Here is a 19,944-nt window from a genome sequence, read left to right on the forward strand (position 1 = left end):
GAGCGATGACAGACCCGCGGTGCGGAAGGTCAGAAAATGATCCAATCAAAACCGCATCGTCACCCAGTGAATTTAACGAGGAAAGGGATGGTTAGGAACGCCCTTGTCGGGCTACCTAGCAAGCGGTCCATGACGGGGGAGGCCATCGATGGTCGATACGCTGCTCGACAAAATACGCCGGGGAATCGGGGCTTTGACGGGAGCGGTGGCCGCCGGCAACAATCCCGGCACCGATGATCCGCTGCCGCGCAACGGAGCCGGCATCGCGCGCCGCGCCGCCAAGCACTTCGACCGGCTTGGCAAGGCTGCCCCCGGGCTCGATCGACAAATTGGCGCTTATGTGGCGTCGGGAGACCTCAGCTCGGTGCTCTCCACGCTCGCTTCAGCGAAGGTGACGGCTGCATGGGCGCAGCGGACGCGCAGCTATCCGCCGCGGGACGAGAGCGGGCTGTTCGCATCGGGCGTCGCGTGGGACGCCGCACAGATGCGGCGGCTCGGCGAGGCGCTGAGCGCGCTGGAGACCATCCAGTACGAAGGCTGGTATTTCGGCTCCAAGAAATCCCCTGAATGGCTGCGCCAGGTCGTTACCCAATGGCTGGGGCATGGCCGCAAGGACCAATCGATCGATCAACTCGCTGCGCTGGCGGCGGAGACGGACCTCGGGCTGTTGCCGGTGCTCGACATCCTGTTCGGTAACGATGTCGGCAATTATCAGTCGCACAATTCCGTCGGGCGCTTCACTGGTGTGGCGCCCTGGCTGGAGGCGCAGCGCGGCGCGGTCATCGCGGCACTGCCCGCACTCGGGGCGGACCAGCGCGCGGAATTTGCCGCCGCGATCGGGCGGCTCGGGCTTGCCGACGCTTTCCTGGAGCCGTTGGCCGAACTCGCCATCGGGTCGTCGAAAAAGGCACGCGAAAGCGCCAGGCAGGCATTGACCGGGGCCGATACCGGCATGCTCCAGGCGCATCTGGCGGCGCGCCACCCGCAGGCGGCGCCCTCGGCGCGGGCCGAGCTCGTCGAACTGGCGGCCGCAAGCCTGGGCGAGCGGGCGGCGGGATTGCTGGCGGAATGGAAGGCCGGTGAAACGGCACCGCGAGCCTTGGCGGCCATCGAGCGCGTGACGGGAAGTTTCGCACCCGCCGCCGCGGAGCCTGGCGCCGCCGGTCCGGCTGACGGACCCGGGGGGTATACTGCCGTTGATGGGAGCTGGGTGGCAACGCCGCCACGGCCGATGATTGCGGAAGTCGCGCCAATCACGGACGCTATGCTGGCGCTGCTCCGGCCGGCCGCGGCGACCTTCAACGTCAAGCTGGCCGCCGCGCAAGCCGAGGCGGGGCGCGAGCGCTGGCACTGGAGCCGCCAGTTCAGCAAGGTGGGCCAGTCGCAGTTCGACATGATCCGCAAGCTGGGCGAGAGCGCGTACCAGATCGGCAACCAGCAGAATACCGCGCTGGGCTGGATCCGATCGCAGGAAGGCCGCGCCAGTGGCGTGGATGTGTTTTTCGACGATCCGCGCCTCAGCCTGTGGCATAGCGTCCGCTTCGCGCTGGCCAGCACCAACGGCTATTTCGCGTCGGTGTTCAGCGATTGGGCCGGCCCTCCGGGGAGCGCTCTCGCACGGCGGATCGCAGCCGGTGCCGATATCCGCGTCGTGCTCGAGTTATGGACTCGTTTCGGGGGGCGGGATCCGATTTCCGAACATCTCGCCGCGATGTGGTATCAGCCGTTCTTCGAGCAGGACATGCCGTTCTGGACCGCCTTGTGCGACCGGTTCGATCTGCTCGATGAAGCGTTCGGCCTCAAGCCACGCTCCGAAACCCGCGCCTTTGCAGTCCGCTCCGCGCTCGATCTGCTCGCGCTGTTCCCCAAGGTTCCGCGCCGGTACCAGCAGCCGCTGATGCTGCTGGCGAGCGGGAGCAGCGCGACCTTGCGTGGGCCCGCCCGCCAGCTGTTGCGCGCGGCGCCGGGAATCGACGATGCGATCGCCGGCCTGCTCGACGACGGCCGCCAGGATGTCCGTGCGGGCGCCGCCGAATGGCTCGCCCAGCGCGACGCGCGCGACAAGGTCGCGACGCTGCGCCGCGTGCTGAAGAAGGAACGCAGCGAGCTGGCGCGTGCGGCGATGATTACCGCGCTGGAACGGCTTGGCGACGATGTCAGCGATTTCTTCGACAGTGCCGCGATGATCAAGGAAGCCGATGCCGCGCTCGCCAAGGCGAAGGACAAGGCACTGGCCTGGTTTCCCTTTGCGCAGCTGCCGGCGCTGCGCTGGCGGAGCGGCGAGGCGCTCGATCCGCGTATCCCGATATGGTGGGTGACGCTCGCGGCAAGGCTCAAGCAGCCGGGCGGCAACGCGCTGATCGAGCTGTGGCTCGACCGGCTGGCGCCCGGCGACGCGCATCGACTCGGCTGGATGGTGCTGACGAGCTGGATCGAGCAGGACACCCGCACCTGCACCGAGGAAGAGGCAAATCAATATGCCGCGGCTCATGTCGCAGCGACGCTGAAGCACAATATCGATGCGGTGAAGCGCTATCCGCAAGCCGCCGATTATTATGCGACCGATCGCGACACGGTCTTTGCCCAGCTGCGGCGGGTCAAGCTCGGCACCTATCTGGGCAGCGCTGTGGACAGCAAGGGCATATTGGCGCTCGCCACGCGCGTCGACGGCGCCGATGCGGCGCAGAAGGTGCGGCCGTTCCTGAAGGACCATGGCGCCCGCACCTCGCAGGCCAAGGCGCTGCTGGAGATGCTGGCGAGCAATCCCGCCGGTGCCGCGCTGCAACTCGTGCTGGCAGCCTCCAATCGTTCCAAGCAGCGTTCGGTCCAGGCGCATGCCGGCACGCTGGTGGAGGCGGTGGCGGACCGGCGCGGCTGGAGCGCGGAGGAGCTGGCAGATCGCACCGTGCCGACCGCGGGGCTCGATGCCGACGGCACGATCGATCTCGATTGCGGCCGTGACCGCACCTACCTGCTCAGCCTCGACGGCGCCGATGGGCTCATTCTGGTCAATGCCGACGGCAAGGAAGTGAAGGCGCTCCCCGCACCCCGGATCGATGAGGAGAAGCCGCTGATCGAAGCCGCGAAGAAGCTTGTCTCCACCGCGCGCAAGGAGAGCAAGCAGGTCTTCGCCAGCCAGACCGAGCGGCTGCGCGAGGCAATGTATCTGGGCCGGCGCTGGCGGCGCGAGGACTGGGAAGGCTTTCTCGTCGCGCATCCGCTGGTCGGGCGGCTGGCGCGCCGGCTGATCTGGCTGGGCGTGGACGGCGAAGGTCGGATCGCCGGGGCCTTTCGTCCGCTGGGCGACGGATCCTATACCGATGCCGCGGACGAGGACGTGGCGCTTGCCGGATTCGCCGAAGTGCAGCTGGCGCACCGCTCGCTGCTGGATGCGGATGCGATCGGCGCCTGGCAACGGCATCTTGCGGACTATGAGGTTGCACCGCCGTTCGACCAGGTCGGCCGCATTTTGCCTGAAGTGACCGAGGCCATGCGCGGCAAGCAGGAGATACGCGACCGCGAAGGATGGATGATCGAGACCTTCAAGTTGCGCGGCATCGCCACAAAGCTTGGCTATGTCCGCGGCGCGGCGGGCGATGGCGGCTGGTTCACCGGCTACGAACGCCCCTATCGCAGCGCCGGGATCGTTGCCGAGATCGAGTTCAGCGGCAGTCCGCTGCCTGAGGAGAACACGCTGGCTGCGCTCCACACGCTCAGCTTCCGGGTGCTGCGCGACAATGGCCATCACGGCCGCCAGCTGACATTGAAGGAAGTGCCGCCGGTGCTGCTCGCCGAAACCTGGCAGGATCTGCACGACATCGCCGCCAAAGGCACCGGCTTCGATCCGGACTGGCAGAAGAAGGTCCATTGATGGTTGAACAACAGATACTGCGCCCCGCCGCCGAGGCGCGGTACGCCGCCGAACTCGCCACGCTGGCGGCAGCCGATACCAGTCCGCGTCCACGCGGCTGGCGGCTCTCGCCGCGCGCGGTGCGTCGCTTCCTGCTCGGCGATCCCAAGGCGGGCATCTCGCGCAAATTCTACGGCGACGATCCACTGGTCGATCGCGCGATCGTCAGCCTGATGAGCCAGCAGGGATTGATGCTGGTGGGCGAGCCCGGGACGGCCAAATCGCTGCTGTCCGAGCTGCTCGCCGCCGCGATCTGCGGCACGTCCGGCCTGGTGGTGCAGGGATCGGCCGGGACCACCGAGGACCATATCCGCTATGGCTGGAATTATGCCCTGCTCCTCGCCGAGGGGCCGAGCGAGCGGGCGCTGGTGCCGTCCCCGGTGCTCAATGCGATGCGCAGCGGGCGAATCGTGCGGTTCGAGGAGATCACCCGCTGTCCGCCCGAAGTGCAGGACGCGTTGATCTCGATCCTGTCGGAAAAGGCGCTCGCCTTGCCTGAGCTGGGCCCCGACGCGGTCGCCAACGCCGCGCCGGGCTTCAACGTGATCGCCACCGCCAATCTGCGCGACCGCGGGGTGCATGAGATGTCGAGCGCGCTGAAGCGCCGTTTCAACTTCGAGACGGTCCACCCCATCGCCGATCCCGCCTTCGAGCAGGAACTGGTGCTGCGGCAGCTCGCCGAGCGGCTGGCTCCGGCCGGTGTCACGGTGCACGGCGAACGCGATGTCGCCGATGTGCTGGTGCGCGTCTTCCAGGATTTGCGCACTGGCCGTACCGCCGAGGGCGCGAGCCTCAACCGCCCCGACGCCGTGATGTCGACTGCCGAGGCCGTCAACGTCCTCCACGCCGCCGCGCTCGAGGCTGCCTATCTCGATGATGGCCGGCTCTCGGCGGCGCATGTCGCGCGGCAGTTGCAGGGCGTGGTGCTCAAGGACTCGCCCGAGGACGGCAAGCGCCTGCGCGCCTATATCGATCATATCGTCAAGGAACGCGCCGGACGGTCGGGCCCGTGGAAGGAGTTCTACCAGGCGGCGCGGTCGCTCAAGCTGGGCTGACCGACATGGAGGATCTACCCCTCCACGATCCGGCGCGTGCGCTGTGGGTGGTGCCGGTGCGGCATCACAGCCCGGCCTGCGCGGCGCAACTCGAGCGGCTGATCGCAGTGGTGAAGCCGGCGGCGATCCTGGTCGAGGGACCGTGCGATTTCGATCCCCTGATCGAGCATCTGTGCGATCCGCGGACTCGGGCGCCCATTGCGATCGTATCGCTGCGCGAGGCCGAAAGCGGGCGCGCTACCCGGCGCGTGGCGAGTTATTTCCCCTTCTGCGCGCACAGCCCCGAGCTCATCGCGTTGCAGGCCGCCACCGCACTTGGCCTGCCAGCGCGCTTCATCGATCTGCCCTCAACGGCGCGCGAGATGGTGTTCGACGAGGCGGGCGAACCGGCGCGTTCGCTGTTGAGCGACGAGCGGCCGTTCGATGTCGGCGACTATGTCACCGCGCTGGCGCGCGAACTGGGTTGCCGGGACGGCAACGAAGTGTGGGATCAGCTGTTCGAGGCTCGAATCGCCGATCCCGACTGGCGGCGTTTCTTCGCCGATGTCGCCCGCTATTGCGCCTGCATCCGCGCCGCGACCGATCCGGCGCAGATGGAGCAGGACGGCACGCTGGCGCGCGAGGCGCAGATGCGGGCGATCCTCGCCGAGACACGCGCTGCCGTTGCGGGGCCCATCGTCGCACTGGTCGGCGGTTTCCATGCCACGGCATTGTTCGGGTCTTCGACGGCCAAGCCGGTGGCGGCTCGCGCCGATGCCGGCCGGTCCTATCTGATCCGCTATGGCATGCGGCAACTCGATGCGCTGGGGGGCTATGGCGCGGGACTGCCGCTGCCCGGCTTTTACGACCGGTTGTGGCAGGTTCGCGACGCTGGCGGGCAAGGCCTCGCGCTGGCACTGGTCAGCGGATTCGCGGCGCATCTGCGTGCCGGCGCCAGCATGGAGGCGCCGTCCTTCCCCGTGATCGCCAACGCGGTCGAGCAGGCCGAGCGCCTCGCCGCGCTGCGTGGACGGCCGTTTCCCGCGCGAGACGACATCATCGACGCGATCCGCTCCAGCTTCATCAAGGGCGAAATTCCGATCGAGCAGGTGCCCTTGCTCAACGAGTTGAAGACGTGGCTCACCGGCACCGCGATCGGCGAGGTGCCGCCTTCGGCCGGATCGCCGCCTTTAGTCGAAGCGGTGCGGGCCCGGGCCAGGTCGCTGGGCTTCATCGTTGCCGATGGCGAACGGCGCAGCCGCGAGCTCGACATCTACCGCAAGCCGCGCCACCGCGAAGCCAGCCGATTCTGCCACGCCATGGCGCTGATCGACGCCAATTTCAGCCAGCGCACCGCCGGCCCGGATTTTCGCAACGATGTCGGGCTCGACCGGTTGCACGAGGTCTGGTCGGTCGCCTGGTCGCCCTTGGTCGAATCGCGACTGATCGAATTGTCCGAAGCGGCGGACACGCTGGGGGAGGCACTGGCGTTCGTGCTGGCGCAGAAGCTCGCCGCGCTTTCCGAGCAAGGCAAGGGGCGCAGCGCACTCGCCGCGATCGACCTGTTCTCCGCCGCCTGCCGCGCCGGGCTGGGGACGGAGGCTCATGCCATCCTCGCATTGGTCGAACGGCAAGTGATCGAGGACCCGCAATTGGGCTCGGTGGTCGCGGCGCTGACCGATCTGGTGCTGCTGCGACGCGGGCGCGAGACGCTGGGCATCACCGATACCGAGCCGCTCGATCATCTGATCGGGGCGGCATGGCGGCGCATATTGGTGCTGCTGCCCGAACTGGCGGAGCATGGGCCCGAACAGATCCGCGACGCGGTGAGCGCGCTGGCCGATCTGCGCGGGCTGATCGAACTGGCACGCGGCTCGGAGGCGCCGATGGAAATCGCCTTGTTCAACGAAGCGCTCACCCGGCTGCAGGCGCAGCCGCTGGCGCCGATGCTGGCGGGCGCCGTGATGGCGTTCGTGCTGATTGACGGCCAAGCCGATGCCGGAGCGCTGGAAGCGCGGCTGCGCGGCGAGCTGGCGAGCGGCTATGTCGATCCTGCCGAGCGCCTCGCGTTCCTCGGCGGCGTTATCGCCATCGCCCGCGAGCTGCTGTGGACCGTGCCGGAGATCATTGCGACGCTCGATATGCTGGTCGCCGGGCTCGACGAAGAAGGCTTCCTGGCCTTGCTGCCGCACCTCCGCCTCGCCCTGATGCCGCTCGATCCGCGCGAGATCGACCGGCTGGCCGAGGAAGTGGCGGTCCGCATCGGCGTGCAGGCGGGGCAATTGGCGACGACCGTCGACATCTCCGAGGCCGACCTTGCCGCGAATATCGCCCTCGATCGGGAGCTGGCGCTGGTGTTGGCCCGTGACGGTGTGGTGCCGGCATGAGCGATCCGGTCCTCGTTCGACGGTGGCGGCTTGCGCTGGGGCGCTATGCCGATCGCTCGCTTCCCCCCGACGGGATGAGCGGTGCCGAGCGCCGCGCCGATCGCGCGCTCGATTATCTCTACGCCCGCGAGATGGAAAAGCGCGGGCTGCGGCGCGACAAGAAGGGCCGGGCCGGCTCGCTCGATCCCAGCCAGCTGACACCGCTCGGCTGGCTCGGCGAGCTGCGCGATCTGTTCCCGCAATCGGTGTGCGAGACAGTGCAGGCGCATGCAATCGACAATCTCGGCATGGCGGAGCTGCTCAAGGACCCGGCGGTGCTCGACGCGCTCGAGCCCAACAACGACCTGCTCAAATCGCTGATCGCTTACAAAGGCCTCGCCGATCCCGCGATGCGCGAGAAGATCCGCGAGGTGACACGCAAGATCGTCGAGGACATTGTCCGCCGGCTGCGTCCGCGGATCGAAGCGGCGCTGGCCGGGCGGCCCAATCGTTTCCGCCGCAGCCAGATCAAGTCGATGCAGAATTTCGACTGGCGCGCCACCATCCGCGACAATCTCAAGAACTGGGATGCGACACGCGGCGTGATCGTCGCCGATCGCCTGCGCTTCTTCGGCCGCAGCCGGCGGCGGTTGCCCTGGACGATCATCCTGTGCGTCGACCAGTCGGGATCGATGCTCGCCTCGACCATCTATGCCGCGGTGATGGCGTCGATTCTGACCGCGCTGCCGGCGGTCGATGTGAAGCTGATCGTGTTCGACACCGCCATCGTCGACCTGTCGAGCGAAGCGCATGATCCGGTCGAGGTACTGATGTCGGTACAGCTCGGCGGCGGCACCAATATCGCTGCGGCCATGGAATATTGCGAGACGCTGGTCACCCAGCCGACGCGGACCGTGTTCGTCCTGGTCAGCGACTTCGAGGAAGGAGGCTCGGTGACGCGGATGCTCGCCGCCGCCCAGCGCATGGCCTCGGCACGCGTGACGCTGCTGGGGCTCGGAGCGCTGAGCGACGATGCCGCGCCGGTCTATGACCGGCGCATGGCCGAGCGGCTGGCGGAACGCGGGATGCAGATCGCAGCGTTGACCCCCGACCGGTTCGCCGAATGGATCGGGAGCGTGATCGCGTGATCGACGCTGCCTTGCGTGCCGCCCTTGCCGCGTTCGACGATGCCGCGCTGGCGACGCTTGCCAATCCCGGGCTGGTTCGGCGCGCCCATCGCGATGTCGAGGAAGGCAAGGCGCGGCTGGTCTCGGCCGGGGCGGGCACGGCGAGCGTCGAAGCGGACGGGCAGCTTGTGGCGCTCGACGCCCGCGGCCCGCGGGCGGCGGAATGCGCGTGCAGGTCGGTCGCGGTGTGCCGCCACCGGATCGCCGCCGTGCTGTTCCTGCAGGAACTGGAAGAGGCCCCGGACGCCGGCGAAGCGGTTTCCGCTCCGGAAGAGATTGTCCTCACATTCGACATCGCCGCGCTCGAACGCTGGTCGGGCAAGGCCGCCTGGCGGGCGGCGCTGGAACTGGTCGAAACGGCGGGCCAAGTGGAACAATCCTCCAACGCCATCTCGGTGGCATTCGCCGATCTGGACGACTCGGTTCGCATCCTGCGGGGTCAGGGCTTTGACGGTATCGTCTCCAAGGCCGCCAAGGCACGTTCCAGGGCCTACCACGCCGCCGCCGTACTGGCGGCACGGCGCCATTTCGGCGCGGCGCTGCCCGAGCTGGCCGAAGAAGACGCTGCCCCGGCCGGTGTCGAGATCGACGCGGCCTTTCTCGAACGCGTCGCGGCGAGCCTCGGCGAAGTCGCCACGCTCGGGTTCAACCTCGCGCCGCTGCCGCTCGAGGAATCATTGTTCGAGCTGTCGGTTTCCTCGCGCGCGGACATGCTGCCGCGCCTGTCGACGATGCTGCGCGCGATCGCCGCCCAGCTGCGGCTGCGGCGACAGCGCGCGATCGCCTTCGATCCCGATCGCATGCTCGAACTCGCCGCCACCGCTTTCGCCCTGACCCGGGCGCTGGCCGGCGCGGACTTGGACCGGCGGGCGGGTCTTGCGGGCAAGGTGCGCCGCGATTTCGCCCCTGCCGCCCCGCTCGATCTGGTCGGCTGCGGCGGTGAGCGCTGGCGCACCGATACCGGTGCGCGCGGGGTAACCGCATGGTTCGTGGAGCCGGCGACGGGGCGCTGGCTCTCGACCACGCTTGCGCGCGGGGCGGGGCAAGACCCGACCTTCATGCCCGCCGAGGCCTGGCGCTCGCAGGCGATGTGGATGGCCGCGCCGCTCGAAGTGCTGGCGCATGCCCAGATCACGCTCGAAGGATCGCGCCTGTCCGCAGACGATCGCCTGTCGGCGCCGGCCAGCGCCCATGCCCGGATCATCGCACGCAACACGCGCCCGGACCCGAACTGGCCGGGCATCGTCCGCGAATGGAAGGGCCTGCGCCAGGCTTGGTTGCGCCAGACCGGCCTCGGCCTCGATGCGGCCGATACCGCCGCCGTCTGCCTGCTGGAACCGAGCGGGACCGGCCTGCCCTATTTCGACGATCTCGCGCAGCAACTGGTCTGGCCGGTGCGCGATGCGGCCGGCGAATGGCTGGCGCTGACGCTCGATCATGAAGAGCCGGTGGCGCCTGCGATCGACGCGTTCGAAACGCATGTCGGCAGCCGCTGGGAGGGCATGGTGCTGGTGCGGCTGGTCCGTGCCGGCGAACAGCTGGAAGTGCGGCCGATCACCTTGTTCGGCCCCGGCGATGCGGTCGACCTCTCGCTATGGCAGCGGCCCTGGGGCCGGGCCAGGACGCAATCGGGGGATGCGGTGCGCGGTTGGCTGGAGCGGTTGCGGGCCAATGGCGCGCGGCGTTTCACCCGGCGTCCGCGCGGTAGCACCGATGCGGCGTTGGCGGCGGCATGGCGGCAACTGCTGGATCGGGCCGAGATCGGTCCCGCGCTGGCGCAATCGCTCGACGCCAGGCCGCCCGGGGGGCTTGCCGCTCACGCCGACCGGCTCGACAATCATGGCCTGGCGGCGCTGGCGGCTCTCATGCGCCAGGCACAGGACGCGCCGACGCTGCTCATCGCAGCCTATGGCCTGCTCGTGGCCCGGCAACAGCGCTGCGGCGCGCCGTTGCTGCGGTAAGTCACCAGGGCGAGATCTTCTCCCACTCCGGATCGAAGGTGCCTTTGGCGGCGACCGCGTGATAGTCGGCCCAGCACTCGGCCAGCATCACCGGCGGCACGTCCCTGAGGCGATAGGCACCGCGATGCCCCTCCTTGGCGAAGCGCAATTCCTTGAGCGCCACGGGGTTGTTCTCGTCCACCGCATGGGAGCCGGTGTGGAAGATCGTGGCGGTGATGCCGTGGCTGGGGAATTTCTTCTCATATTCATTGCAACCACCACCATCGCGCATGACCCGTTCATAGCCGCGCTTTTCCGCCATGCCCCGGAAGGTCAGGCTGTCCGCCTTCCAGCCCTGGCGATCGAAAATCGCTTCCGCTTCGCCCTGTTCGGGCGAAAGGGGCGCGCGCAGCGTGTCGAACTGGGCCAGGAAGGACTTGACCTCATAGTCCTTGAGGTGGCTGGCCCAGACCCCGCAGGTCGCTTCATCGACCAGTGCGCCGTGCGCCAGCCGCACTTTGGCGAAGCGGTCGATATCGACCGGATTGTCCGCGGCATCGGTGAAATCGCCCTCCTGGGTCGGCCGGAACAGCCCGAGCGGATTGCCATCCTCGTCCAGCCCCTGCCAGACCAGGCGCTCCACCAGCCGGCGCATCACCGGATGCTCGTGGAAGGCCAGCCGCCAGTCGGCAGCCGGCCAGGCGCGTTCGACGCACATCGCCTCGAACAGGCGGGCCCCTTGCAGCTCGACGACCTGCGCCAGTTCCTTCTTCGCGGCGGTGAAGGCCTTCTTCGATTCCTTGGTGGCGTCATCGTCGCCGGCAGGAAGGCTCTTCACCGCCTTGCCATCGGGGTTGAACAGATGGATCGCCAGCATGGCATCGAGCCGTGCGGCGTACAGCTTCCCGTCGTCGCCGCAGGGCAGCTCCAGCAGGCCGTCATCGTCGAAGCCTGCGGTCGGGACCGTGCGGTCGGCCAGTTCATCGAAACTCCAGCCGCGGTCCTCGGCATGGCGTTCGGCGATCTCGGCGGCGCGGGCCTGGGTGCTTTTCTGCTTGAGCCGGGCCGAAGCGGCGATCACCACCTGCAGCGCCGCGGGCTGGCCGATTCCGGCCAGCACTTCCAGCAGGGCCATGGCCTGGTTGGAGCGTCGCCCATGCTTCTTCAGGAACCAGCGTACCCGGTTTGCGGCAAAGACCGGATCGGCGCGGCAGGCAAGAGCGAGCACACCCTTTGCCTCGGAGCCCGAATTGAGCAGCTCCCCGGTCTTCTCCCGGAGCATTTGGGCAATCACCTGTTCGCGGAGTTCAGGTGTCTTGGAGGAACGGTACATCCACGAAAGATGCTGCTGGTAGTTGGCCATGGCATGGGCCGTGGCTTCTTCGAGCGACGATGTGTGGGTATCGAAGGCAATCCAGGCTTCCAGGACCCAGTTCGAAAAGCTGCGCGCATCGTCTTGCAACAACTGATCGAGATAGATGCCGAACTGCCCGCTGGCAGCCGGATCCTTGAGCCGGATGGCCAGCGCCAGCCAATGCTGCACCAGCAGCGGCGGAACGGTGGAGCCGTCGCGGAAGCGCGGCGCCGGAAGTCCGCTGGCGGCAAGCCAGGCGGGCAGGTCCGGCACGGCCCGGGCGGCGGCGGCTTCGGCCTCGGCGATCAGCGTGGCAGGACCAATCACGTCGGAAAGGTCGAAGCCCATGCGCTGCAGGCTTTCGATCAGCGCGGCGCGAACCGGATCGCTCTTCTCCTTCTTCAGCCGCTTGCGCAGCGCGCCCTCGCTGGCGATGGAGCGGATGTCGGCCAGCCAGGTTGCGACGTTGATCCGCACCTGCTGGCGCTTGTCGTCGAGCAGGGCCTCGATCCGGTCGACAAGGCCCTTGCCGTCGCGCAGCAGAGCCATGGCCTGCCGCCGCAGCGGGCGTTTCTCCGATACGGCGATGTCGAGCACCTTGGCGAAATAGCGCTGCGGTGTCACCGGCAGCAGGCCGAGCGCCTCCAGCGCGCGATCGATCGGGATCGGCTTTTGGGTGGGCTTCAGGCCAAGCGCCTCGTCGAGCACATCCATGTTCTCGGCGACCCAGGGCCAGACGGCCTCGCGCGGCAGGGCCTGCAGTGCCAGCAGGACGCCGCGATTGAAGCGGCCGTGCATCTGCTGATGGAGCAACGTCCGAAGATGGACGCCCGAAACCAGATCGCGCAGGTCCAGCCGCTCCTGTTCGAGCCAGGACCGCAGCAGATCCACGCCAAACAGATGATCATGCCGATAGACAGGCGTCGTTCCGACCAGCCCGCCGATATCGTCGCATTTCACAGCCTCAAGGACGCGCAGCGCGCCGCGCAGGCTCAGCCGGTCCAATACCGCGCGAAACCAGGCCTGGCCGTCGCCCTGGAAACGGATCGTATGCGCCAGCTGGTAACCGTTGCCCCCGGGAAGAGGCGCACCCTCGGTCAGCGTCGCAAAGGTTTCCTCCACTATCTCGCGCGTATAGGGCAGCGGCGGCGGCGTGAGCGTCGAGCGGGTCGCTGCGTATTTCTCGACATAGGCCGCGTGCGTTTCCAGCCGCCGCTCTTCGATCTGTTCGACCAGCCTGACGAACGCGGTGCGGGCCTCTTCCGTCGGTGGCGGGATCTCGTCCGCGCCAAGGTCGTGGCGCTCGGGCAGGGCCACGAAGCTGCCGTCGATCGCGGCATAACCGGATGCATCGGGCGCGCCATCGACGGGCGGCGCTTCCTCGACTGCGTCGGTCTCGAGGATGGCCTGGATTGCGGCTTGCACCCTGGCCGCCTTTTCGACCTTCGCGCGTTCGGCCAGAAGGGCGAGGATTGCCGGCGTGCCACTGCGTCCGGCGGCCTGGACCAGGCCATAGCGCGTATCGATATCCGCCTGCGCAAGGTAGCGCTGGAGCAAGTTCAGGAGTTGGTCCGGGGCGAGCCGGGAAAGCGCGGCCGTGGCGGTTTCGCGGTCATTCTTGTCGAACGGCCGGGTCAACATGGCGACCAGGACCGCCTCGATCTCCGGTGCCGATGTCGCCTTGTGATGTTCGGCCAGCTTTATGCGGGTTGAGCGGGGCGTCGGATCGTCACGGCGCAGCGCTTCGGCAAAGGCGGCGGGATAGGTGCGGAGATAACCGGCAAGTTCTTCGCTGGCGGACCAGCTGCCGGACGATTGCGCGACGAACTCGGATTCCGGTCGCCTCAGGATAAACGCGAACAGGTCCACCATGGTACCGCCGACTTGCCGGAAATGGGCAAAGACGGTCCTGAGCGGGATCACATCCTGCCACTTGACCCTGTAATTGTCCTGCAGGAGAGACAGCCCATGGAACAGCATGGCGGCCAGGCCCGTCACCGCCAGTTCCGTATCGCTTGCCTGCTTGTTCCACGGCGCCGTGACATATCTGGTCGCGATGCGGACCTGGAGGAGACGCAGCACCTCCGGTCCTGGCTGGATTTCGCCCGTGACGAGCGCCTGGCAGGTGTTGCCGACCACGACGGAAAGCGTCGGTTCGGCCTTCTGATAGGGCGAGGTTCCGACGAGATTGGCCTGGCTCAGCGCGGCGATCGCGTCGAGCACCTCGGGCCGCTCGCCGCTCGCGACGTAGCGCTGTGCCGCGCGGCCCAGGCCCGGGCGGTAATGCTCGATCCGCTGAAGTTCCGTCACCATTGCCGGGTGCAACTGCACCATATGGGCTGACGGTTGCCGAGCCGATTCATCCGCCCCCTTGCGACCGAATGCCCTGCGGAACAAACCATCCACGCCCATCGCCAACCCCACCTGATTTGGACGTGGCCTAGCCTGGAAACGTAAAAAAGTCGGAAAGGTTGTTTTTGCCCCGAGCTCGGAAAGATCGCCTGGGCTCCAACCGGCTGGCGGGCGACCTGGCCTTTGTTCCCGGCAGGAAATGGTGCCGCTTACAGGACTCGAACCTGTGACCCCCGCATTACGAATGCGATGCTCTACCAACTGAGCTAAAGCGGCATTTTCCGGTTCCGCCCGGGTGGGGGCGGGTGCGGAGCGGCGGCGCTTATCAGGTCGATCGGGGGCTGACAAGCGCCCAGCGGCGACGAAGCGCGCAGGCGCCGCCTTTACGTATCGTTTACCACGCAGCATGCACAACCCGCCGGGCAAGGGGCCGGTGCGGGCCCGGAAGGGCTGTGGCGCATGGATGAAGTCCGCGATTACGACGAGGACCGGATCGAGACCGATCACGAGACCGGCGCCGGCGGCGTCGATTATCCGCGGATCGAGATCGGCAGCGACGAGCGGCGGCTGCACGTGCGCGCGTACAACCACTGGCAATCGCTGCTGCACGGACGCGACATGCCGGCGATCGCAGACCTGGACCCGGCCAGCATCGCCGGCTTCGCGCAGCGCAGCGTGCTGCTGGATTTCTCGGCCGACGCGGCCGATCCGGCGATCGTGTGGATCGGCGAGGCGCTGCGCGAGGAATGCCGGCTCGACGGGGCGATCACGCATATCGCGCAGGTGCCGGCGCGATCGCTGCTGTCGCGGCTGACCGGGCAATATCGCCAGACCATCGCGACGCGCGCGCCCGTCGGCTTCGAGGCGGAGTTCACCAACGCGCGCGGCAACGCCACGCTGTATCGCGGCATATTGATGCCCTTTTCGTCGGGCGGCGCGGCGATCAGCCATATCTATGGCGTGATCAACTGGAAGGAGCTGGTCGACGGCGCCACCCAGACCCGGCTCGACGCGGAGATCGCCGGCGCCGCGCTCGCGCCGCGACTGGCCGCGAGCGCCAACGCATCGCCCTGGCCTGCCGACCCTGGCCCGTCCCAGCCCATCCCCCGCCGATTCGCCCCGGAGCGCGCGGCCGGGGAGCAGCCGTCGATGGAGCAGCGATTCGGCCGCGGGGTGGCGCAGGGCATCGGGGCGCACGGCATCGGCGCGCCCACGGGCAGCCTGACCGACCAGCTGATCCTGGCGCAGCAGACCGCCGCCGCGGTGCGCGCGGCCGATCTGCGGACGCGCGCCACGCTCTACCGCGCGCTCGCCCGGGCGCATGATTTCGCGGCCGCCGCCGATGCGGATCCGGCGGCCTATGAAGCGCTGCTCGACCAGGCCGGCATCGTCGTGCAGCTGCGCGCGCCGATGACGCCGGTGGTGAAGCTCGTCTTCGGGGCGGATTACGACAAGACCCGGCTGACCGAATATGCCGCGGTGCTGGCCCATGCGCGGCGGCTGGACATCGGCCCGGGCGCGCTGACCGCGTTCCTCGAGGGGTTCGACGGCGGCATCAAGGGCGTGGTGAGGGCCGAGCGCGCCGCGAAGCGGCCGTCGACGGTCGCGCGCGGCGATGCGGCGGGCGTGCTCGATCGGCGCGCGGCGATCGCCAGCGTGGCGATCGACACCGGGCTGGCCGCGGGCGCCTATGTCGTGCTGGTCGCGCGCGCCGGGGCGGACGGGACGCTGGAGATCGTCGCCGCGGTGGAGGATGGTCCGCTGACCCGGCGGGCGATGCGGCAGGCGGCGGAGTAGCGGGGATTGAGGGGACGGGGCATCTTGCAACGGGACTGATCCCCCACCTCCGTTCGGACTGATCCCTCCTCCGTTCGGGCTGAGCTTGTCGAACCCCGCTCTTTCCCTCCGAAGAAGAAAGAACGGCCCTTCGACAAGCTCAGGGCGAACGGGAGAGGGTAGTGCGGGCAAACGGAGCTTGGCTCTCGCTGCGCCCTCCGGAAGCTTTGGGCATAGGCCCCTGCCCCTCCCCGCCGTCCCCCCGACTGGACCCCGGCCTCCGCCGGGGAACGAGACCAGGCACCTACCCCCGCGCAATCGTTGCGCCCCGATAACAAGCATTGGCGGCCCGCCCCTGCGCTTGCTACGATCTCCGCCGGAACCGGATCCGGGGGGATCGCGGCGGGCTCGGCGCGGCGGGGGGTGGTGTGATGGCACGGACGGGCTGGACTCAGGCGCGCACCGGCTTTGCGCGGGCGGGCGACGGGCGGGCGCATGCGGTCGACCGGGATCGCGGCTTCTTCCTGATCATGGCGATCGCGATCGTGGTGACGGTGGTGGCCGGCTTCACGCTGCAGCTGGCGGCGGGGCGATCGAGCTTCGGCGCGCCGTGGTGGGTGCATGTGCACGGCGTGAGCTTCATGATCTGGCTCGGCCTGTATCTCGCGCAGAGCCTGCTGGCGGGGCGCGGGCGGATGATGCTGCACCGGCGGCTCGGCTGGTTCGCGACGTTCTATGTCGGCTGGATGGTGGCGGTGGGGATCGGCGCGACGGCGCTGTCCGTGACGACGCACCGCGTGCCGCCCTTCTTCGCGCCGAACGTGTTCCTGGTGATGGACTGGCTGACGGTGCTGGTGTTCGCCGGGCTGACCTGGGCGGGCGTGCGCATGCGGCGGCGGACCGACTGGCACCGCCGGCTGATGCTGTGCGGCGCGATCGAAGTGATGACGCCGGGCGCGGGGCGGCTGCTGCCGCTGCCGTTGCTGGGCGACTGGATCATCTGGACGATATGGGCGATCATGCTGGCCTATGGCGCGGCGGCGATGGCGCACGACCTGATCACGCGCGGCAAGGTGCATCCGGCCTATCTGTGGGGCTTCGGCACGATCACGCTGGCGACGGCGCTGATGCGGCCGCTGGCCTTCACGCCGCCGGTGCTGGCGCTGACGGGGATGCTGGCGGGGTGATTTTCGGAGACCAGTCTCGCAAAATGCAGCGTGGGTCTGCGACGCGCAAGTCGCGGTGGGGAGCAGGCGCTTCAGCGCTGGTAACGGCGAAGACGGCGTATTGGAGATGGCGCGGATTTGCCGATTTTCGGCAAGTAACGCGGCATTTTTCGGAGACGAAACCCGGTATTCCGGAAAAATCTTGTATTTACGGGCAGCGGGGGCAGTAAGGCCGCGCGCCGGTGAGGTTCCGCGGCGGTACTTTAGAGATCGCGCTCGACCGGCGCGGCACTGCTGGCACGGAACTTTCATTTTACTCCACCATTTTTCGGAGTCCTTTGTTTTTTACTTCGCAAGGCGCCGGGGGTGGGATTGAGATACATGTGCTGGAACTCCGGCGGAGGCGCGGTGATCGGGCTCCGGCGGCAGCTCAGCAGGGTTGCGGGAATATGTGAATCGACGGCCTCGCCGTAAGACGCCCGCTCATCTCGTTTGACATATGGAAGTGAATTCCATATCATTTTGGTTATGCCGTTGTCCGCTCTTGCCGATATTAGAAGTGGCTCGCTGCTTCACCGAGACGGCGCGGATGCCTATTATGTGCTGGTCGGCGACATAGTCGCAGGGGCGTTACGCACGTCACGCCTTGCCGATGGAAGACTCCCCGCCAAGTCCGGCGCGGTGGCGGCATTGGCCGAACATGATATCGTAGTTGCGATGCGCGGCATGACCAATGCGGCGGCGGTGGTGCCCGCGCTGAAGGCGTTCGACCGTCCGATATTCGCGACATTGGATGTCGCCGTCATTCGCACCGGCGACGCGATCCTACCTGCATATTTGTCCTGGTTTCTAAATTTGCCGACAACGCAGGAGGTATTGTCGAGCCAACGCTCCGCCTCCGCCGCGCCTCGGCTACCGTTACCGGCACTGAAAAATCTCGCGGTGCCGCTGCCGACGCTAGCACGCCAAGCCAAGATCGCCGCGGCCGCTGACGAAGGACAACGGGAGCGAAACCTGATGAATAAGCTACAGCAATCGCGGCAGCGCTTGCTTGACGATCTTCTCCGCCAAGCGGCGGGCGAAGTCCCCACGCCAATCGAGCAAGTCGGGACCGATCACCGCCCGAGTGGTCGCCGTGCGGCCACCCGCCCTTTTTCAGGACGACCAGTATGAACGTTACCGACCAGAAGGCGATCAACGATGCGGCGTGGAAGGCGTGCGACACGTTCCGCGGCACGATCGATCCGTCGCAGTATAAGGATTACATCCTGATCTTCCTGTTCTGGAAGTATATCAGCGACACCTGGGTCGACCATCTGGCAAGCTATGCGCGCCAGTTCGGCGGAGACAGCGAGCGCCTTCGCCGGCGCATGGAACGCGAGCGGTTCGTGCTGCCGGAGGGCACGTCCTTCAGCGACCTCTACGCCCAGCGCAACGCAGACAATATCGGCGAACTGATCAACATTGCGTTTCAGGCGATTGAGGACCGCAACAAGGGCAAGCTTGAAGGCGTGATGACCGGCGTCGATTTCAACTCGACGAACAATCTCGGGGAGACCGCCGACCGCAATCGCCGGCTGCAATCCCTGTTCAAGGATTTCGGCGACGCCAAGCTCGATTTCCGCCCCTCTCGCTTCGATGGCGATGCGCAGGCCGAGGATGCGATCGGCGAAACCTATATCTACCTGATTGGCCAGTTCGCCAGCGACGCGGGCAAGAAGGCCGGCGAGTTCTTCACGCCGAGAAAGGTCAGCGAGCTGCTGGTCCGCCTCGCCAATCCGCAACCCGGGGCGCGCATCTGCGACCCCGCCTGCGGCTCCGGCACGCTGCTGGTCCGCGCCGCGGAATATGTCGCGCGGGCGCAGAATGTCGAGACGACCAAAGCCGACGTCCAGTTGTTCGGGCAGGAGTCGACGCGGCAGACTCAGGCCCTCGCCCGGATGAACATGTTCCTGCACGGACTCGACAGCGCGAGGATCGAGTGGGCGGACACGCTCAACTCGCCCAAGCTGATCGCGGGCGACGCGCTAATGCGGTTCGACACCGTGCTGGCCAACCCGCCCTTCTCGCTCGACAAATGGGGCGCCGAAACAGCGGCGAAAGATCGCTTCCACCGCTATCATCGCGGCATTCCGCCCAAGTCGCGCGGCGATTACGCGTTCATCAGCCACATGATCGAGAGCGCCAAGCTGCATGAGGGTCGCGTCGCCGTCATCGCGCCGCACGGCGTGCTGTTCCGTGGCGGGGCTGAGGGGCGCATCCGGCAGGCGCTGATCGAGGAGAATCTGCTCGACGGCGTCGTCGGCCTGCCCGCTCAACTGTTTCCGTCGACCGGCATTCCGGTGTGCATGGTCATCTTCGACCGAGCGCGCGAGAAAGGCGGCGCGCGCGCCGGTGCGGACGATGTGATGTTCATCGATGCGAGCCGGGATTTCGTGCCCGGCAAGAAGCAAAACCAATTGAGCGATACGCAACTAGACCGCATCGTCGCGGCCTGGACCGCACGCGCCGATGTCGAACGCTACGCCGCTGTGGTGCCGCGCGCGAAGCTCGCCGAGAATGGCTATAATCTCAATATCCCGCGCTATGTCGACACGTTCGAAGCCGAGGCAGAGATCGATATCGCCGCCGTGCAGGCCGAGATCGTCGCGCTGGAGGCCGAACTGACCAGCACGCGCGCGCGGATGGACGCCTATCTGCGCGAGCTGGGCGTGATCGCATGAGCGGCGGCGCAACTTGTAACAGTAGCTTACACGTTCCGTGCGCGCGCCGGTCAGTGGTCAAGCGATCCTTGACAACTGCCAGCCCCACCCGGGCCGATTCCCGGCGAACTATCAAGTATCGCTTAATAGTTCGATC

General features: G+C 67.5%; 10 protein-coding genes and 1 tRNA gene. 9 read left to right on the forward strand and 2 right to left on the reverse strand.

Going from position 1 to position 19,944, the window contains the following annotated elements; all coding sequences use genetic code 11:
* The first annotated feature begins 148 nt into the window (after positions 1-148).
* The 5 genes from U1769_RS20090 to U1769_RS20110 are packed head-to-tail and all read left to right on the forward strand — an operon-like array spanning position 149 to position 10,458.
* Complete coding sequence (locus tag U1769_RS20090) at positions 149-3,871, forward strand: DUF4132 domain-containing protein (RefSeq protein WP_332719610.1); 3,723 nt, start codon at positions 149-151, stop codon at positions 3,869-3,871.
* Complete coding sequence (locus U1769_RS20095) at positions 3,871-4,965, forward strand: ATP-binding protein (RefSeq protein ID WP_332719612.1); 1,095 nt, start codon at positions 3,871-3,873, stop codon at positions 4,963-4,965. The genes U1769_RS20090 and U1769_RS20095 overlap by 1 nt, the downstream gene beginning before the upstream one ends.
* A gap of 5 nt (positions 4,966-4,970) precedes the next feature.
* Positions 4,971-7,331 carry a DUF5682 family protein gene (locus U1769_RS20100; protein ID WP_332719614.1) on the forward strand — a complete coding sequence of 787 codons (2,361 nt, stop codon included), beginning with the start codon at positions 4,971-4,973 and terminating at the stop codon, positions 7,329-7,331.
* On the forward strand, positions 7,328-8,458 hold the full coding sequence (locus tag U1769_RS20105; protein ID WP_332719616.1) for a VWA domain-containing protein: 1,131 nt from the start codon (positions 7,328-7,330) through the stop codon (positions 8,456-8,458). The genes U1769_RS20100 and U1769_RS20105 overlap by 4 nt, the downstream gene beginning before the upstream one ends.
* A complete protein-coding gene (locus tag U1769_RS20110) occupies positions 8,455-10,458 on the forward strand; it encodes a YehQ C-terminal OB-fold domain-containing protein (protein WP_332719618.1) in 2,004 nt (667 codons plus the stop codon). Before U1769_RS20105 ends, U1769_RS20110 begins: the two co-directional genes overlap by 4 nt.
* A gap of 1 nt (position 10,459) precedes the next feature.
* Here the strand turns inward: U1769_RS20110 and U1769_RS20115 are convergent, their stop codons facing one another.
* Together U1769_RS20115 and U1769_RS20120 are read right to left on the reverse strand one after the other, a co-directional pair.
* Entirely contained in the window at positions 10,460-14,125 is a 3,666-nt protein-coding gene (locus U1769_RS20115; RefSeq protein WP_332719620.1) for a DUF4132 domain-containing protein, read from the reverse strand.
* A gap of 218 nt (positions 14,126-14,343) precedes the next feature.
* Positions 14,344-14,419, reverse strand: a tRNA-Thr gene (locus U1769_RS20120).
* 183 nt (positions 14,420-14,602) lie between these two features.
* Between U1769_RS20120 and U1769_RS20125 the strand changes: the two genes are divergently transcribed.
* The 4 genes from U1769_RS20125 (at position 14,603) to U1769_RS20140 (ending at position 19,808) form a co-directional block, all read left to right on the forward strand.
* Complete coding sequence (locus U1769_RS20125) at positions 14,603-15,940, forward strand: PAS domain-containing protein (protein ID WP_332719623.1); 1,338 nt, start codon at positions 14,603-14,605, stop codon at positions 15,938-15,940.
* Positions 15,941-16,350: 410 nt separating this feature from the next.
* Entirely contained in the window at positions 16,351-17,106 is a 756-nt protein-coding gene (locus U1769_RS20130; protein WP_332719626.1) for a hypothetical protein, read from the forward strand.
* Positions 17,107-17,613: 507 nt separating this feature from the next.
* Positions 17,614-18,258 (forward strand): restriction endonuclease subunit S domain-containing protein, encoded by a 645-nt coding sequence (locus U1769_RS20135; RefSeq protein ID WP_332719628.1) that lies wholly within the window; start codon positions 17,614-17,616, stop codon positions 18,256-18,258.
* Positions 18,255-19,808, forward strand: a complete 1,554-nt coding sequence (locus tag U1769_RS20140) for a type I restriction-modification system subunit M (protein WP_332719630.1) — start codon at positions 18,255-18,257, stop codon at positions 19,806-19,808. Before U1769_RS20135 ends, U1769_RS20140 begins: the two co-directional genes overlap by 4 nt.
* Positions 19,809-19,944: the final 136 nt, after the last annotated feature.

Origin of the sequence: Parasphingomonas zepuensis (assembly GCF_036663735.1) — a bacterium.
Lineage (GTDB): Bacteria > Pseudomonadota > Alphaproteobacteria > Sphingomonadales > Sphingomonadaceae > Sphingomonas.

Excerpts from the sequence above, each read along its gene's own strand:
- U1769_RS20090 (WP_332719610.1), top strand. The coding sequence starts at position 149 with ATGGTCGATACGCTGCTCGACAAAATACGCCGGGGAATCGGGGCTTTG.
- U1769_RS20115 (WP_332719620.1), bottom strand. The coding sequence starts at position 14,125 with ATGGTGCAGTTGCACCCGGCAATGGTGACGGAACTTCAGCGGATCGAG.
- U1769_RS20100 (WP_332719614.1), top strand. The coding sequence starts at position 4,971 with ATGGAGGATCTACCCCTCCACGATCCGGCGCGTGCGCTGTGGGTGGTG.
- U1769_RS20095 (WP_332719612.1), top strand. The coding sequence starts at position 3,871 with ATGGTTGAACAACAGATACTGCGCCCCGCCGCCGAGGCGCGGTACGCC.
- U1769_RS20135 (WP_332719628.1), top strand. The coding sequence starts at position 17,614 with ATGCCGTTGTCCGCTCTTGCCGATATTAGAAGTGGCTCGCTGCTTCAC.
- U1769_RS20125 (WP_332719623.1), top strand. The coding sequence starts at position 14,603 with ATGGATGAAGTCCGCGATTACGACGAGGACCGGATCGAGACCGATCAC.
- U1769_RS20140 (WP_332719630.1), top strand. The coding sequence starts at position 18,255 with ATGAACGTTACCGACCAGAAGGCGATCAACGATGCGGCGTGGAAGGCG.
- U1769_RS20130 (WP_332719626.1), top strand. The coding sequence starts at position 16,351 with ATGGCACGGACGGGCTGGACTCAGGCGCGCACCGGCTTTGCGCGGGCG.
- U1769_RS20105 (WP_332719616.1), top strand. The coding sequence starts at position 7,328 with ATGAGCGATCCGGTCCTCGTTCGACGGTGGCGGCTTGCGCTGGGGCGC.